This window comes from Streptomyces sp. NPDC058246, assembly GCF_042881985.1.
Lineage (GTDB): Bacteria > Actinomycetota > Actinomycetes > Streptomycetales > Streptomycetaceae > Streptomyces.
Window position 1 is genome coordinate 53,222 of record NZ_JBHVWZ010000021.1, and the last position, 14,637, is coordinate 67,858.

Consider the following 14,637-nt stretch of genomic DNA (forward strand, 5'->3'; position numbering starts at 1 on the left):
GGCGCTTTCGGGGTGCCACTGTGCCCACCCGTGCCGCCCCGGCGGCACGATCGCCACGGCTACGACCGCTGCGACGGCATCCCGTGTCCCGCTCCCGCCCGCCAGAGCGGCCGGTCAGCTCTTCTCGAAGCGGAAGCCCACTCCCCGCACCGTCGCGATGTAGCGGGGGTTCGCCGCGTCGTCGCCGAGCTTCTTGCGGAGCCAGGAGATGTGCATGTCGAGCGTCTTGGTGGAGGACCACCAGGTCGTGTCCCAGACCTCGCGCATCAACTGGTCGCGGGTCACGACGCGTCCCGCGTCCCGCACCAGCACCCGCAGCAGGTCGAACTCCTTGGCCGTCAGCTGGAGTTCCTCGTCGCCCATCCAGGCGCGGTGCGACTCGACGTCGATGCGCACCCCGTGCGTGGCGGGCGGCTGCTGGGGCTCGGCGGCGCCGCGCCGGAGCAGCGCCCGTACCCGGGCGAGGAGTTCGGCGAGCCGGAACGGCTTGGTGACGTAGTCGTCGGCGCCGGCGTCGAGGCCGACGACGGTGTCCACCTCGTCGGCGCGCGCGGTCAGGATGAGGATCGGGACGGTGTGCCCCTCGGCGCGCAGCCGGCGGGCCACTTCCAGGCCGTCCATGCCGGGCAGGCCCAGGTCCAGGACGACCAGGTCGACGCCGCCCTGCATCCCGGCGTCGAGTGCGGTGGGTCCGTCCTCGCGCACCTCGACCTCGTAACCTTCCCGGCGCAGTGCGCGGGCCAGCGGCTCCGAGATGGACGCGTCGTCCTCGGCGAGCAGTACACGGGTCATGGGGTGATGGTAGTCCGCCACGGACGACAGCTGTGGCGTGATCGGCCTCCGTGATTCACACCCTCCATCAGCGTGATTCTTACCTGTGGCTGTGGGATGTCATCCTGGGAGTCGCCTTCGAATAGGCGTCCGCGGTTCCATGATCGCCTGTGATCCATCTCTCAAGTCCTTCCATATGCCGCCTTGACATGTCGTATGGTGACCAGACGCCTGTAGCACCACACGGGGACCTTTGGCGAGAGTTCGATGCTGAAGGTCTCTTTTGTGTGCGGGCTGGTGTTCGCCAGCCTTGAAAGGAATGACCTGTGGCCGGGCCCGAGCGCGCTGACGCGTGAAGGGCGTGGATCCCGGTGGTCGCCGTCCGCCGCTTCGCAATCCGGAGCGGACTCCCCGTGGGCGTGGGGGTGGCCGGTCGTACCCCGCCGGTGCCGGCCGCCCCCCACCGGGCGCGCGACGCTCATGCAGCGCGTCCCGACCAGCAAGGAACGACCATGGCGTCCAGCCTGACGAAGGACTCGGTCACCCCGGGCACCCCCGGTTCCGAGAAGACCTTCTTCGGCCACCCCCGCGGACTGGCCACTCTCTTCATGACCGAGATGTGGGAGCGATTCTCCTACTACGGCATGAAGGCACTGCTCCCGCTGTACCTGGTGGCACCGGGCGGCTTGCACCTGAGCGCGGCCACCGCGACCGCGATCTACTCGGTGTACCTCTCTCTCGTGTACCTGCTCGCCCTGCCGGGCGGCTGGTTCGCCGACCGTGTCCTCGGCCCCCGCAAGACGGTCGCCGTCGCGGGCGTGATCATCATGCTGGGCCACCTCACGCTGGCCCTGCCCTCCTCCGGCACCTTCTACGGCGGGCTCGGCCTCGTCGCGATCGGTTCCGGTCTGCTGAAGGCCAACATCTCCACGATGGTCGGCCACCTCTACGACGGCCCGGACGACCCGCGCCGTGACGGTGGCTTCACGCTCTTCTACATCGGCATCAACCTCGGTGCCTTCGCCGCGCCGCTGGTCATCGGCACCGTCGGCGAGAACGTGAACTGGCACCTGGGCTTCGCGCTCGCCGCGCTCGGCATGGCGCTCGGCCTCGCCCAGTACCTGCTCGGCGGCCGTCACCTCGCCGCCCGCTCGCACGAGGTCCCCACCCCGCTGTCCGCGGAGGAGAAGGCCGCGACGCTGCGCAAGTCCGCGCTGTGGGCCGCGGTCGCCGTCGTCTTCTACGGCGTCGTCGGCTTCTCGGGCCACTACACGCTCAACTGGCTGCTGGTCCCGATCACGGTCGCCGGTCTGATCATCCCGGTCATGGTCATCGGCCGTATCAAGCGGGACAAGGGCCTGGACCGCGCCGACCAGTCGAAGATGTCCGCGTACATCTGGTTCTTCGTCGCCGCGGCCGTCTTCTGGATGATCTACGACCAGGGCGGCTCGACGATGTCGATCTTCGCCGACTCGTCCGCCGAGAACACCATCTTCGGCTGGGAGTTCCCGGTCTCCTGGTACCAGTCGGTCAACCCGGTCATGATCATGGCGCTGGCCCCGGTCTTCGCCTGGGCGTGGCTGGCGCTGAACAAGCGCGGCAAGGAGCCGAGCACGGCCACGAAGTTCGCGTCGGGTCTGATCCTGATCGGCGCCTCCTTCTTCCTCTTCCTGGCTCCGCTGACGATCGCCGAGGGCGGTCACAAGGCGGCCGCGATGTGGCTGGTCGCGATCTACTTCGTGCAGACCGTCGGTGAGCTGACGCTCTCCCCGGTGGGTCTGTCGGTCACGACGAAGATGGCTCCCGCGAAGTACGCCTCCCAGATGATGGGTGTCTGGTTCCTGGCCGTCACCGCAGGTGACGCCACGACCGGTCTGCTCTCCATCGCCAACGTCGACCTCAACAAGACGGGCATCGTCGCCCTGGAGGCCACGCTCGCCGTGATCGCCGGTGTCGCGGTGTGGATGTACCGCAAGAAGGTCAAGGAACTCATGGGCGACGTCCACTGACGTACGCGTCACGCTTGTCCCATACGACGCGTCACGCTTGTCCCATACGACGCGTCACGCTTGTCCCGTACGAAGGGCCCCGCACCGGGTGGTGCGGGGCCCTTCGTCGGCTGGGGGTGGGAGTTTTCCCAGGGAACTCCCGAGCTCAGCGCAGGCGGCGCCCCGGCAGGAACGTGAAGACCGCTCCGCCGAGCAGGATCACCGTCCCGGCGACCAGGCCGAGCGCCTTGAGCGCGCCGTGGCTGTCGGAGCCCGTCTCCGCGAGGCCCCCACTGGACGACGTACCGCCGGAGCCGGAGCCGGAACCTGAGGAACCGCCTCCTGAGGCACCGCTCGCCTGTTGTGTGGTGTCCAGGGTCAGCGAGACTTCGGACTTGGTCGGGGTGCACGTCGTCGTCGTGCCGAGCGCCTTCACCGTCAGGACGCCCGGGGAGAGGGTCGAACTGCCGCTGGCGCCGGGCTTGTAGGTGCCCGTGAGGTCGGGGATCTCGATCGGGTCGCCCGACTTGATCGCCTGGGCGTTGGTCGGGCCCTCCACATGGACCGTGCCCTTGTCGGAGCCGCCCAGGGCGACCTCCATCGACGGCTTGACGGAGTCCGCGGGAATGTCGGCCGGGCTGTCCATCACGGACTTCTTGAACTGGACGGTGAGATCGAAACTCCCGCCGTTCTTCTTGGCGTTGATCTGCACCGGGGAGGTCGCGTTCTTGTCCCCGATGGGCGTCTTGCACGCGTAGGGGATGGAGACTTCCTTGCCGGTGAAGTCCGTCTGGCCGCCGCTGCCGCCACCGGTGGAGCTGCCACCCGTGCCGCTTCCGCCGGTCCCACCGGTCCCGCTGCCGCTCGGCGACGGTGTCGCGGACCCCGTGGGCAGCGTCGGCAGCCCCGTCGGCAGCGTCGGTGTCACCGTCGGAAGGCCGCCCGTGCCACCGCCCGAGTTGCCCCCGCTCCCCGTCACCTTGATCGTCGCCGCCGGGTTCACCGTCTCCTTGGGGGTGCACTTCGTGTCGGTGGAGATCGGCTTGTTGACGTTGATGTTGTACGCGTCGGGGGTCAGCGTGACGTCACCCGCCGCCGTCAGCTTGAGCTTGCCCGTCATGTCAGCCAGCTTCATGTCGCTGTTCTTGGGGATCGCCGGGTTCGACCGGGGCCCGTCCATGGCGATGTCGCCGGTCTGCGCGCCGCCCGCCTTGAGGGTGCCGGTGGGCTTGACGGTGTCCTTGTCCAGGTCGAGGACGTCGGGATTCTTGGACGCCGCCTGGACGAACTTCCAGGTGATGGTGACCTCGTCGCCCACCTTCGCCTCGGCGGGCGCGGTGATCTCCACCTTCGTGGTGCCCTCCACCGGGGGCAGACCCGAGATCGAGGGCGGAATGCACTCCGTCTTGTACGCCACCTCGGCGGCGTGCGCCGGGGCCGCGGCCACACCCAGCAGGATGCCCGCGCCGCCGAGCATCAGCGCGACCCCGGCCGCGCTCACTCTCCGTCCGGCTTCCGGTACCACTCTCCGTTGCGTGCTCACGTATGTCCTTTCGTCGTCGGGCTGTTGTCCTGCGGTGCGGAGAGCTGACCGTTCGCCGCGGTGCCCGGATCGCTGTCCGGCGTGAACCACGGGAGGGCCGGGGTCGTGGAGGTCTTCGACGACATCGGCGCCGAGGCCGGTGACTGGCTCAACTTCTGGATACGGAGGACCAGTTCGGGCAGGCGCAGGCCCCTGTGACGGCCGCCGCGCCCGTTCGCGCCGCGCGGCCGGACCCGGTCCACCACGGCCATTCCGATACGGAACACCGCACCCGGTACGACCACGCCGAGCAGGATCCAGAAGAGGGTCACGCCCCAGGGGCGGCCCACGCCCCACGGCTGCTCGGCGAGCACCTTCCCGCCGTACTTCAGCGAGACCGTGTAGTCGCCGTGCGCCCCGGCCGACAGTTCGACCGGGAGTCTGATCCGCGCCTTCCGGCCGGGCGCGATCGTGCCGCGCCACTGCTGTTCCTCCCACTGCGGGGCGAACACCCCGTGCGAGGTGCCGACTTGGAAGACTGGGTTCTTCACCGGGGCCGTGCCGACATTGCCGATGGTGAAGACGAGTGTGCGGGAGGGGGGTGAGCCGAACCAGGTGAGCAGGCCGCTCGACCCGTCGAGGCCGGTGTCCGTCAGCACCGAGAGGCGCCCGCCGCTCTCCTCCTTGGGCAGCGGCTCGACCGAGTGCCCGGCCACCATGAAGATGGCGTCGGCCTGTGCCTTCTCCCCCGTGACGGTGGCGACGTGCACCACGCACGGACACGGCTTGGGCGGCTCGGCGACCGGCAGCTTCTTGCTGAAGACGCCCTTCGCGTCGGTGGTGACGGCCCGGCCGTCCGCGTTGGCACAGGAGTTGGTGCCGCCGATCACGCCCCGGGACGGCACGGACTGTCCGCAGATCAGCATCATCAGCAACGTCCTCGGCCGCCAGCCGCTGCCGGTCACCGTGATCGAACCACCGGTCCCCGCCTGGGACGTGGACAGCTTCACGCTCGGTTTCCCGGCGGCGGCCGACGCCGGGACGCTCCCCACCGACGGGACCAGGACAAGCGCGAGCACCGCCCCCAGCGCCGCCATCCTCGCCCTGACGCTCACGACACCGCCCCCAGCGCCGCCATCCGTACCCTGACGCTCACGACACCGCTCCCGTCAACTCGACATCCGTACGCGGCTGTTCCTCCCGCGCCTCGTCGTCCCGCCCGCGCCGCCTGTGCCGCCGTACGGCCAGCCAGGCGCCCAGCACCGCCGCGAGGCCACCACCGGCCCCGGCCACCGCGCCCCACGGCACGAACCGCGCCGACCCGGTGGCCGTGTCGCGCGCGCCCCCCGCCGCCGTCACCGTCAGCCGCACGTCGACCGCGTCCAGCGCCGGAGTGTCCGGCCACGGCTCGCCGAGGCGGACACGGCGGCCCGGCAGGAGTTCGACGGGCAGGGTGCGTGGGGCGCGGTCGAGGAGCGTGCCGAACACGCCGTCGGCGTGCACCGCGAGGCTCGGGGTGAGGACGGTGGTGCCGCGGTTGACCAGCTCGTACGAGATCCGGCCGGCGCGCACGGCGACGTGTTCGACGGTGAGCGCCGACAACGTCGGTCCGCTCACCCGCAGTTGGACCCGTACCGCCGTGGACCGGCCGCCGCCGCTCACCACGATCGCGCCGGGGTGGTCGCCGGGCGCCGCGCCCGCCGGGACACTCAGGGTGAACGGCACCTCGGCGCGGGTGTGCGCGGGCAGCCGTACGGACACCTCGCGCACCGCCACGCGCCGTCCGTCCGTCGTCCGCGCGAAGCCGATCCACGCGCCCGTGTCCGTCGCCTTCTTCCGTACGGTGAAGCCGCCGGCCGAGGTGTTGTCGGCGTCCGCGCCGCGCAGCAGGACGGTGAGCGGTCGCGCTCCCGGGTTGCGCACGGACACGGTGTCCTGAAGGACCGTGCCGGGCGCGCCCTCCGCGTAGACGTACGGCCGCCCGCCCGCCGCATCCGCCGCCGTACCCGCCGTGCCCGTGGACGGCACGACGGACCAGCCGTCGTCGGCGAGGGCCGTGGGGGCCGGTGCCGAGAGCGACAACACCAAGGTCAGGCCCAGCGCGCGGGCGGCGGAGAGTGCGTACGGCATCGAGCGGCTCCCGTGTGCAGGGGCGGCGCGCAGCGCCTCGTCGAGGGGCGGTGGCGGGGCTGCGGGCGGGCGTACGGAGACGTCAGCGGCGTACCGCCTGGCGCCTGCGCGTCAGCCACAGCACGCCCGCCGCGCCCGCGAGCAGCACCGTGCCGCCGAGTGTGCCGAGGGCGATCGCCGAGTCCTCGGGGCCGGTCTGCGGGAGCTGGCCGCCGGAGTCCGAGCCGCCCTGGGTCTGACCCGAACCGGAGCCCGAACCGCCGCTCGCCGCCGTCACGTCGAGGGTCAGTGAGGGCTTGGGGTTGTTCGACGGCGTGCACGTGGTCGTCGTGCCGAGCGCCTTGATGGTGAGCACGCCCGCGGTGAAGGTGACCTTTCCGGTCTTCTTCGGCGTGTACGTGCCGCTCAAGTCGCTGATCTTGATGGGGGTGTTGGCGGGGATCGCGGCCGCGTTGGCCGGACCGCTCACGGCCACCGTGCCGCTGTCCGCGCCGCCCACCTTGATCACGGCGCTCGGGCTCATCGCGCCCTTGCCCAGCTCCACCGGGCTGGAGGAGACGCCCTTCTGCCAGGACATGGTGAGCTTGTAGCCGCTGCCGCTCTTGACGCTCTTGATGTCGATGGGCGAGACGGCGCTCTTGTCGCCGATCGGCGTCTTGCACTGGTAGTTGACGTCCACCACGGCGGCCTGGGCCCCGGGGGCGGCCATCAGCACCGCCGAGCCGGCCAGGGCCGCGGCGAACGCGAGCGCGGCGGTTCGTTTCTGGTACGTCCGGTACGACACCTCGAAGTCCCCTCGTCGCCGATTCACTGACAGCACGTACTGGCAGCATCTACTGACGGCATTTACTGACGGCACATCAGATTGGGCGCTCAAAGTACGCCCGGGGACTTGTGGAGGGAAGACAAAGTGCGCGCCGGATCTGAGGAGATCCGGCGCGCATACGGCGACGTACGAGAAGGGGTTCGAGAGGCCGCCGAACCCTGGGTAACCCCAGCTGGCCGTTAGCGCGCGGGTTAAGCGGGGGCCCCGAGCTCCGCCCAGACGGTCTTGCCCGCGACCCCGGGAGTCCGCACGACCCCCCAGTCGAGGCACAGCCGCTGCACGATGAACATGCCGTGCCCGCCCGGGCGGCCGGCACGGTGCGGGGTGCGCGGGGCGGGCTGGCCCGCGCCCCGGTCGGAGACCTCGATGCGCAGCACCTTGTTGTCGCAGCCGATCCGGAGCTCGTCCGGGCCCTCGGCGTGCAGACAGGCGTTGGTGACCAGCTCGGAGACGACCAGCAGCACGTCCTCGGCGGCGGCCCGCCGGTCGGCACCCTCGGCGGGCAGCCAGCCCCACGCGTACAACGCCTGACGGGTGAAGTCGCGGGCGAGCGGCACGACGCCGCTCTCGCCGTCGAAGCTCAGTCTGCGGGCCTGACGGCCGACGGAGGGGACGGCCGCGCCGCCCGGGGACGCGCCGTCGCCGGGCGTCCCGCCGGCTGCGGGCACCCCGGAAGCGCCGCCGTCGCCCGACTCGGGGCCGCGGTCGCCCGGCGAGTAAGGCCGGGTGGTGCTCATCAGCGCTTCACCTCACCGATTCACCGGTTCACGATTCAAGACTCACTACGTTTCAAGACTCAGTACGCGTCGATCACAAGACTTCAGTGCGTGTGTACGTGTTGTACGGGCGTGCGTGTGGATCAGTTGTACGCGTTACGTGTGCGTGTGGATCAACGGCGTCCCCGCCGCGCTGGCTGCCGACATAGTCAGGATGTCTCCTGCCCGACCGATCCGTCCGAACACCCACTTATTCGACACGGAACCTGTGACGCACGTAACGCGCTGGTCACGCGGGGACAACTGAGACATGACGTGGCCATGAAGGGAGTGGTCAGCTTAGTCGGCCAAGGCCGCTTCGAGCGTCTCGTGGATGGTGAAAACGGCCTCGGCCCCGGTGATCTCGAAGACCCGGGCGACCACCGGCAGCATTCCGGCCAGATGAACCCCACCCCCCGCGGCCTCGGCCTTCAGCCGGGCACCGAGCAGCACATTGAGTCCGGTGGAATCACAGAACTCAAGACGTGAGCAGTCGACGACCAATCGCGCGAAGCCCTTCTCGAGGCAGTCATCGAGTGGCTCACGCAACAAATCGGCCGTGTGGTGATCCAACTCACCCGCGGGGGTCACGACGGCACTAGTGCCGTCTTCCCGCACCTCGACAAGAAGCCGGCCAGACTGTGCGCTGCCGACCGTCCCGCGGTCCATGCCGTCTCTCTCCCGAGCGTCGCGACTGTTGATGTACGCCCTCGAACACTACGCCTTCTCCACGACACCCGACACCCGAACAACCCCCCGAAATCGGACATTTCGCAATGAAACGCACTTGCGGCGGCCTTGCGAAAACGGGTAGGGCTAGTAGAGACACCTATTCGACACGGCCGGCTTTGGAGGCGCCGCACACCGCAGTGCACGAATTGGCATCGGCGGCCATATGCCGAGAACGATGGAGGACATCATGTCACCCCGGCTCGACGGATCGCAGACCCAGACGGCGACGTCGACACCCTCTCTGGAACGTCCGGAGCACCTCGACGGAGCCGATGGACCCCCCACGGTCCACGGACTCGACGGGTCCGACAGGTCGGACAGGTCCGACGGTTTCACCGGACCCGTCGGCGTCACCGGACTCGAGGACCTTCCGGAGATCCCCCCGTACGACGAGGTGGGGCCGGTGGACGCACGGGCCCTGTCCAAGACACTCTTCGAGCGGCTGGAGTCCCTCGAAGAGGGCACCCACGACCACGCGTACGTCCGCAACACGCTCGTCGAACTCAACCTCGCGCTGGTCAGGTTCGCCGCCTCCCGCTTCCGCTCCCGCAGCGAGCCGATGGAGGACATCATCCAGGTCGGCACCATCGGCCTGATCAAGGCGATCGACCGCTTCGAACTGAGCCGAGGCGTCGAGTTCCCCACCTTCGCGATGCCAACCATCATCGGCGAGATCAAGCGGTTCTTCCGCGACACCTCGTGGTCCGTGCGCGTACCGCGCCGACTGCAGGAACTCCGGCTCGACCTGGCCAAGGCGGGCGACGAACTCGCCCAGCGGCTCGATCGCGCTCCGACGGTGGGAGAGCTGGCGGAGCGCCTCGGCATCAGCAACGACGAGGTCGTCGAGGGCATGGCGGCGTCGAACGCCTACACGGCCAGTTCGCTGGACGCCCAGCCCGAGGAGGACGACTCCGAGGGCGCGCTCGCGGACCGGATCGGCTACGAGGACCACGGGCTCGAAGGCATCGAGTACGTGGAGTCCCTGAAGCCCCTGATCGCCGAACTCCCGCAGCGCGACCGCCAGATCCTCTCGCTGCGCTTCGTCGCCAACATGACCCAGTCCGAGATCGGTGACGAGCTCGGGATCTCGCAGATGCACGTGTCGCGGCTGCTGTCGCGGACGCTGGTGCGGCTGCGGAAGGGTTTGACGGTCGAGGAGTGAGGGTCGCGAGGCGAGGGGGCCTCACGATGACGCTTCGACCCCGAAAGCGGTCCGGTCCGATCGACGGTGCCGGACCGCTTCGTTTTCTTCTTCGTCTTCTTCGGTACCGTGCCGCATCGTCCTGACGAGTGCCGGTCCGCTTCGACTTCTTCGGTACCGGGCCGCTTCCTGACGAGTGCCGGGCCGCTTCGTCCTTCACGGCGCCTGACGGCCTCGCCCTCGACGAGTGCCGGGCCGCTCGGCCTTCTGCCGGTGCGGACCGCCTCGCCCGGCCGCGATGCTCGGCCTGACCCGTGTGGACGTGACGTACGACACGGAGCCCGCGCTCCAGGCGCTGGCCCAGGCCTGTCTGAAGTCCCGGCTGGCCGCCTCGGACGACCCCCGGGGCCCGGACTTCCGCCGGCTGATCGAGGAGTCCGTACGGCCCGACACCTCCCGCCACAGCCCGGACCTGCACGCTCACAGGGTCCACTGCCCGCACTGCACGACGGCGTACGAGGAACTGTCCGCCCGCGCGACCACCCGCGCACCGCCCTGGCCGAGGGCTTGCTGCCCTGGGCCGGCACGGCGTACGCGACGGCGGCCGGCACGAGGGAGTCGCGGCCCGGCGCGGGTGTCCCGTCGGAGAGTGCGCCTCGGTCGACGGCCGCAACGGCCAGAACCTGAGGTTCACCGTGGACGGCGACGGCGTGATCCGCCCGGCCATCGCCATCGAGACGGCGGTCACACCGGACGGCGCCGACGGTCTGTCCCTGGTGCCGCTGAACGGGGGCGCGGGGCAGCGGTGGCGGGCGGGTGCCTCGTAACCCGTCGCCGTAGCCAGTGCTGGTAGCCCGTCCCTCGCACCCGTCTCTCGTACCCGGTCCCTCGCCCCGTCTCTCGTACCCGGTCCCTCGTAGCCGGTCGTCAGACCTCGCGTACGCCGCGTCGCCAGACCCCGGTGACCAGTGGCACGCCCGGGCGGTAGGCGAGGTGCACGTGGCTGGGCGCGTCCAGGAGAGCCAGGTCGGCGCGGGCGCCGACGGTGAGGCGGCCGATGTCGTCGCGGCGCAGGGCAGCCGCGCCGCCCGCGGTGGCCGACCACACGGCCTCGTCCGGGGTCATCCCCATGTCCCGTACCGCGAGCGCGACGCAGAACGGGACGGACGAGGTGAAGGACGAGCCCGGATTGCAGTCGGTGGAGAGGGCGACGGTCACACCCGCGTCGAGCAGCCGCCGGGCGTTGGGCCACTGGGCGCGGGTGGAGAACTCGGCGCCGGGGAGCAGGGTCGCCACGGTGTCGCCGCTCGCCAGGGCGTCCACGTCGGCGTCCGTGAGGTGGGTGCAGTGGTCGGCGCTGGCCGCGTCGAGTTCGACGGCGAGCTGGACGCCGGGGCCGTACGAGAGCTGGTTGGCGTGGACGCGCGGGTGCAGGCCCTTCGCCTTGCCCGCCGTGAGGATCGCGCGGGCCTGGTCGCCGTCGAAGGCGCCCTTCTCGCAGAAGACGTCGACCCAACGGGCGTACGGGGCACAGGCGTCGAGCATCTCCCCGTTCACCAGGGCGACGTATCCGGCGGGGTCGTCGGCGTAGTCGGGCGAGACGATGTGCGCGCCGAGGTAGGTGACCTCGTCGGTGTGGGCGGCGGCGATGCGCAGGGCGCGGGCCTCGTCCGCGACGGTGAGGCCGTAGCCCGACTTCGTCTCCAAGGTGGTGGTGCCCTGGCGCAGCGCCTCCTGGAGGTAGCGCGTGAGGTTGCGCTCCAGGTCCTCGTCGCCGGCGGCGCGGGTCGCGGCGACGGTGGTGCGGATACCGCCCGCCGTGTAGCCGCGCCCCGACATGCGGGCGTTGAACTCCTGGGTGCGGTCGCCGGCGAAGACGAGGTGCGAGTGGGAGTCGACGAAGCCCGGGATCACCGCGCGGCCCCCGGCGTCGATCCGGTTGTCAGTGGCGGGTGCTTTGCTTGATTCACCGGTCCACGCGATGCGGTCGCCGTCGATGACGACGGCCGCGTCCTGGATCAGACCAAGGGGGGATTCGTCACCGAGGGAGGGGTCGTTGGTTACCAGGCTTGCGATGTTGGTGATGACGGTCGTACTGCTCATGGTGTCCTCGTCGTCCTTTTCGGCGGTGAGGCTGTGGACGGTGGTCAGGCGCGCAGGGCGTCGATGGCGTCCGCGAGGGCTGTCGGCACATCCGGTACGAGGGTGTGCGCGCCGTCTCGGACGACGTGCCGGCCGCCCACGACCGTATGGCGTACGTCGGCCGCCGTCGCGGCGAATACGGCGGTCTCGGCACCGAGGCGCGGCACCGGTCCCGCTGTTCTGACCGAGTCGAGGGCGATCGTCGTGAAGTCGGCGAGCGCGCCCGCCTCCAGGGTGCCCGCGTCGTCCCAGCCCAGCGCCGCGTGGCCGTCGGCGGACGCGGCGCGCAGCAGGGCCGCGGCCGTCCAGTGACCGCGGGTGCGGGTGCGCAGTCGCTCGTTCAGCTCCATCGCGCGCGCCTCTTCGAGGAGGTCGATGACGGCGTGGCTGTCGGAGCCGAGGGAGAGCGGCGAGCCCGCGCGCTGGAGGGCGACGGCGAGACCGATGCCGTCGGCGAGGTCGCGCTCGGTGGTGGGGCACATGCAGGTGCCCGTTCCGGCGCCGCCGATCAGGGCGATGTCCTCGTCCGTGAGGTGCGTGTTGTGGACGCCGGTGGTGCGCCGCCCGAGAACGCCGTGGTCGGCGAGCAGCCGGGTGGGCGTGCAGCCGTGCGCGTCGCGGCAGGCGTCGTTCTCCGCCGTCTGCTCGGACAGGTGCACATGCAGCGGGGCGCGCCGCTCCTCGGCCCAGCGCGCGACCGTGGCCAACTGCCCGGCGGGCACGGCCCGTACGGAGTGAATGGCCGCACCGATCCGTGCGTGATCCCGGTCCTTGAGAACTGAAGAGCGTTCCGCCCAGGCGTCGGCCGTGCCGTCGGAGAAGCGGAGCTGGTGCTGGTTCGGGGGCTGCCCGAAGCCGGAGGAGAGGTAGGCCGTGTCGAGGAGGGTGATCCGGATGCCGGCCTCGGCCGCGGCCGCGATGAGCGCCTCGCCCATCGCGTTCGGGTCGGCGTACCGGGTGCCACCCGGGGCGTGGTGCACGTAGTGGAACTCGCCGACGGCCGTGACGCCCGCGAGCGCCATCTCCGCGTACACCGCGCGGGCGAGCGCGTGGTAGGTGTCCGGGGTCAGCTTGTCCGCGAAGGAGTACATGAACTCGCGCCAGGTCCAGAAGGTGCCGGAGCCGACCTGGACGGTGCCGCGCAGGGCGCGGTGGAAGGCGTGCGAGTGGGCGTTGGCGAGCCCCGGGAGGGTCAGTCCGCGGAGGATCTCGGCGCCGGGGGGCGGGGTGTCGAGCCCGGTGCGGACGGCGGTGATCCGGCCGCCGTCCACGTCCAGGGCCACGCCCGGCTCGACGTAGGTGTCGAGCCAGGCGTGCTCCAGCCAGTACGTCTCCGTCGTCACCTGCGGGCCAGCCCTTCGAGTACGTCGGCGAGTGCGGTCACCCCGGCCACGCAGTCGTCCTCGGCGGCGTACTCGGCCGGGGAGTGCGAGACACCCGTGGGGTTGCGTACGAACAGCATGGCGGTCGGAACGGTGCCGGAGAGGATTCCGGCGTCGTGTCCGGCACCGGTACCGAGCACCGGTACGGTCAGCTCGGCGTCCTTGTCCTTGCCCAGGATGCGGGCGAGCTCGTCCCGCAGGGCGTGCTCGAACTCGACGACGGGGGTGAACGACTCGCGGACGACGTCGAGGTCGACGCCGTGCGCCTCCGCGTATTCGCGCGCCGCCTTCTCGATGCCGGTGACGACCGTGTCGAGGGTCGCCTGATCGGCGGCGCGGGAGTCGAGCCAGCCGCGGACGAGGGAGGGGATGGCGTTCACGCCGTTCGGCTCGACGGCGATCTTGCCGAAGGTGGCCACGGCACCCGCGAGCTGGGCCTCACGGCGGGCGGCGAGCACGGTCTCGGCGTACGACAGCATGGGATCGCGCCGGTCGACGAGCCGTGTCGTCCCCGCGTGATTGGCCTCGCCCCGGAAGTCGAAGCGCCAGCGGCCGTGCGGCCAGATGGCACTGGCGATGCCGACGCGGTCGCCGCTCAGGTCCAGGGCGCGCCCCTGCTCGACGTGCAGTTCGACGAAGGCCCCGATGCGGGCGAGCCGCTCCGGGTCCGGCCCGATGGTGTCCGGGTCGTACCCGGCCCGCTCCATGGCCTGTGGCAGCGTCACACCGTCGGCGTCCGTCAGCCGGTGCGCCTGCTCGACGGTGAGCTGCCCGGCGGCGAGCCGCGACCCGACGCAGGCCAGCCCGAACCGGGCGCCCTCCTCGTCACCGAAGTTCACGATGGCGAGGGGCCGGGTGAACTCCACGTTCCTGTCGCGCAGTTCGTCCAGCGCGGCGAAGGACGACACGACCCCGAGGGGCCCGTCGAACGCCCCGCCGTCGGGCACCGAGTCCAGATGCGACCCGGTGACCACGGCGTCCCCCGCGGTGGGATCCCCGAGCCAGGCCCACTGATTCCCGTTCCGGTCGAGTTCGTAGGCGAGCCCGCGGGCCTCGGCCTGCGCCTTGAACCAGGCCCGGCACTCGGCATCGGCCCCGGTCCAGGCGAACCGGCGGTAGCCCCCGGACTCCGGGTGCCGCCCCATGGGCTTCAGCTCACGCCACATCTCGTGAAAGGAGGCGGCGGACCGATGCCGCCCGGCGGCCCCGGGCTGTGGGCCGCCGACGGCCGCACCCGTGGACGGCGAC

Annotated in this window: 13 protein-coding genes; 3 read left to right on the top strand and 10 right to left on the bottom strand. The window is 70.8% G+C overall.

Annotation, left to right across the window (positions count from 1 at the left end; translation table 11 throughout):
* Positions 1-114: 114 nt before the first annotated feature.
* Complete coding sequence (locus tag ACFVXA_RS26935) at positions 115-792, bottom strand: response regulator transcription factor (protein ID WP_018566970.1); 678 nt, start codon at positions 790-792, stop codon at positions 115-117.
* Positions 793-1,283: 491 nt separating this feature from the next.
* Here ACFVXA_RS26935 and ACFVXA_RS26940 point away from each other — a divergent pair, with 491 nt between their 5' ends.
* Positions 1,284-2,780, top strand: a complete 1,497-nt coding sequence (locus ACFVXA_RS26940) for an oligopeptide:H+ symporter (RefSeq protein ID WP_389938773.1) — start codon at positions 1,284-1,286, stop codon at positions 2,778-2,780.
* 145 nt (positions 2,781-2,925) lie between these two features.
* Here ACFVXA_RS26940 and ACFVXA_RS26945 read toward each other — a convergent pair whose 3' ends face one another.
* The 6 genes from ACFVXA_RS26945 to ACFVXA_RS26970 form a co-directional block, all read right to left on the bottom strand.
* Complete coding sequence (locus ACFVXA_RS26945; protein ID WP_390027135.1) at positions 2,926-4,236, bottom strand: hypothetical protein; 1,311 nt, start codon at positions 4,234-4,236, stop codon at positions 2,926-2,928.
* A 62-nt stretch (positions 4,237-4,298) separates the two neighbouring features.
* On the bottom strand, positions 4,299-5,378 hold the full coding sequence (locus ACFVXA_RS26950) for a hypothetical protein (RefSeq protein ID WP_390027138.1): 1,080 nt from the start codon (positions 5,376-5,378) through the stop codon (positions 4,299-4,301).
* Between the two features lie 55 nt (positions 5,379-5,433).
* Positions 5,434-6,411 carry a hypothetical protein gene (locus ACFVXA_RS26955; RefSeq protein ID WP_390027046.1) on the bottom strand — a complete coding sequence of 326 codons (978 nt, stop codon included), beginning with the start codon at positions 6,409-6,411 and terminating at the stop codon, positions 5,434-5,436.
* Between the two features lie 82 nt (positions 6,412-6,493).
* Positions 6,494-7,195, bottom strand: a complete 702-nt coding sequence (locus tag ACFVXA_RS26960) for an LPXTG cell wall anchor domain-containing protein (RefSeq protein ID WP_390027142.1) — start codon at positions 7,193-7,195, stop codon at positions 6,494-6,496.
* Between the two features lie 233 nt (positions 7,196-7,428).
* Positions 7,429-7,974 carry an ATP-binding protein gene (locus ACFVXA_RS26965; RefSeq protein WP_383903747.1) on the bottom strand — a complete coding sequence of 182 codons (546 nt, stop codon included), beginning with the start codon at positions 7,972-7,974 and terminating at the stop codon, positions 7,429-7,431.
* Between the two features lie 318 nt (positions 7,975-8,292).
* Entirely contained in the window at positions 8,293-8,661 is a 369-nt protein-coding gene (locus tag ACFVXA_RS26970) for an STAS domain-containing protein (RefSeq protein ID WP_362028252.1), read from the bottom strand.
* Positions 8,662-8,899: 238 nt separating this feature from the next.
* On the opposite strand from ACFVXA_RS26970, the gene ACFVXA_RS26975 reads away from it, so the two are divergent.
* Together ACFVXA_RS26975 and ACFVXA_RS26980 are read left to right on the top strand one after the other, a co-directional pair.
* Positions 8,900-9,886 (top strand): RNA polymerase sigma factor SigF, encoded by a 987-nt coding sequence (locus ACFVXA_RS26975; protein WP_390027049.1) that lies wholly within the window; start codon positions 8,900-8,902, stop codon positions 9,884-9,886.
* A 674-nt stretch (positions 9,887-10,560) separates the two neighbouring features.
* Positions 10,561-10,692: a hypothetical protein gene (locus ACFVXA_RS26980; protein WP_362028257.1), complete on the top strand. Its 132-nt coding sequence runs from the start codon at positions 10,561-10,563 to the stop codon at positions 10,690-10,692.
* 100 nt (positions 10,693-10,792) lie between these two features.
* On the opposite strand, the gene hutI is transcribed toward ACFVXA_RS26980, so the two are convergent.
* The 3 genes from hutI to ACFVXA_RS26995 are packed head-to-tail and all read right to left on the bottom strand — an operon-like array spanning position 10,793 to position 14,555.
* Positions 10,793-11,968 (bottom strand): imidazolonepropionase, encoded by a 1,176-nt coding sequence (gene hutI, locus ACFVXA_RS26985; protein ID WP_390027051.1) that lies wholly within the window; start codon positions 11,966-11,968, stop codon positions 10,793-10,795.
* 44 nt (positions 11,969-12,012) lie between these two features.
* Positions 12,013-13,350 (bottom strand): formimidoylglutamate deiminase, encoded by a 1,338-nt coding sequence (locus tag ACFVXA_RS26990; RefSeq protein WP_390027054.1) that lies wholly within the window; start codon positions 13,348-13,350, stop codon positions 12,013-12,015.
* Positions 13,347-14,555: an allantoate amidohydrolase gene (locus ACFVXA_RS26995; RefSeq protein WP_390027145.1), complete on the bottom strand. Its 1,209-nt coding sequence runs from the start codon at positions 14,553-14,555 to the stop codon at positions 13,347-13,349. The genes ACFVXA_RS26990 and ACFVXA_RS26995 overlap by 4 nt, the downstream gene beginning before the upstream one ends.
* Between the last annotated feature and the right edge of the window lie 82 nt (positions 14,556-14,637).

Coding starts and splice junctions, on each gene's coding strand:
- ACFVXA_RS26935 (WP_018566970.1), bottom strand. CDS start 792: ATGACCCGTGTACTGCTCGCCGAGGACGACGCGTCCATCTCGGAGCCG.
- ACFVXA_RS26940 (WP_389938773.1), top strand. CDS start 1,284: ATGGCGTCCAGCCTGACGAAGGACTCGGTCACCCCGGGCACCCCCGGT.
- ACFVXA_RS26945 (WP_390027135.1), bottom strand. CDS start 4,236: ATGCTCGGCGGCGCGGGCATCCTGCTGGGTGTGGCCGCGGCCCCGGCG.
- ACFVXA_RS26950 (WP_390027138.1), bottom strand. CDS start 5,378: ATGGCGGCGCTGGGGGCGGTGCTCGCGCTTGTCCTGGTCCCGTCGGTG.
- ACFVXA_RS26955 (WP_390027046.1), bottom strand. CDS start 6,411: ATGCCGTACGCACTCTCCGCCGCCCGCGCGCTGGGCCTGACCTTGGTG.
- ACFVXA_RS26965 (WP_383903747.1), bottom strand. CDS start 7,974: ATGAGCACCACCCGGCCTTACTCGCCGGGCGACCGCGGCCCCGAGTCG.
- ACFVXA_RS26970 (WP_362028252.1), bottom strand. CDS start 8,661: ATGGACCGCGGGACGGTCGGCAGCGCACAGTCTGGCCGGCTTCTTGTC.
- ACFVXA_RS26975 (WP_390027049.1), top strand. CDS start 8,900: ATGGAGGACATCATGTCACCCCGGCTCGACGGATCGCAGACCCAGACG.
- hutI (WP_390027051.1), bottom strand. CDS start 11,968: ATGAGCAGTACGACCGTCATCACCAACATCGCAAGCCTGGTAACCAAC.
- ACFVXA_RS26995 (WP_390027145.1), bottom strand. CDS start 14,555: ATGTGGCGTGAGCTGAAGCCCATGGGGCGGCACCCGGAGTCCGGGGGC.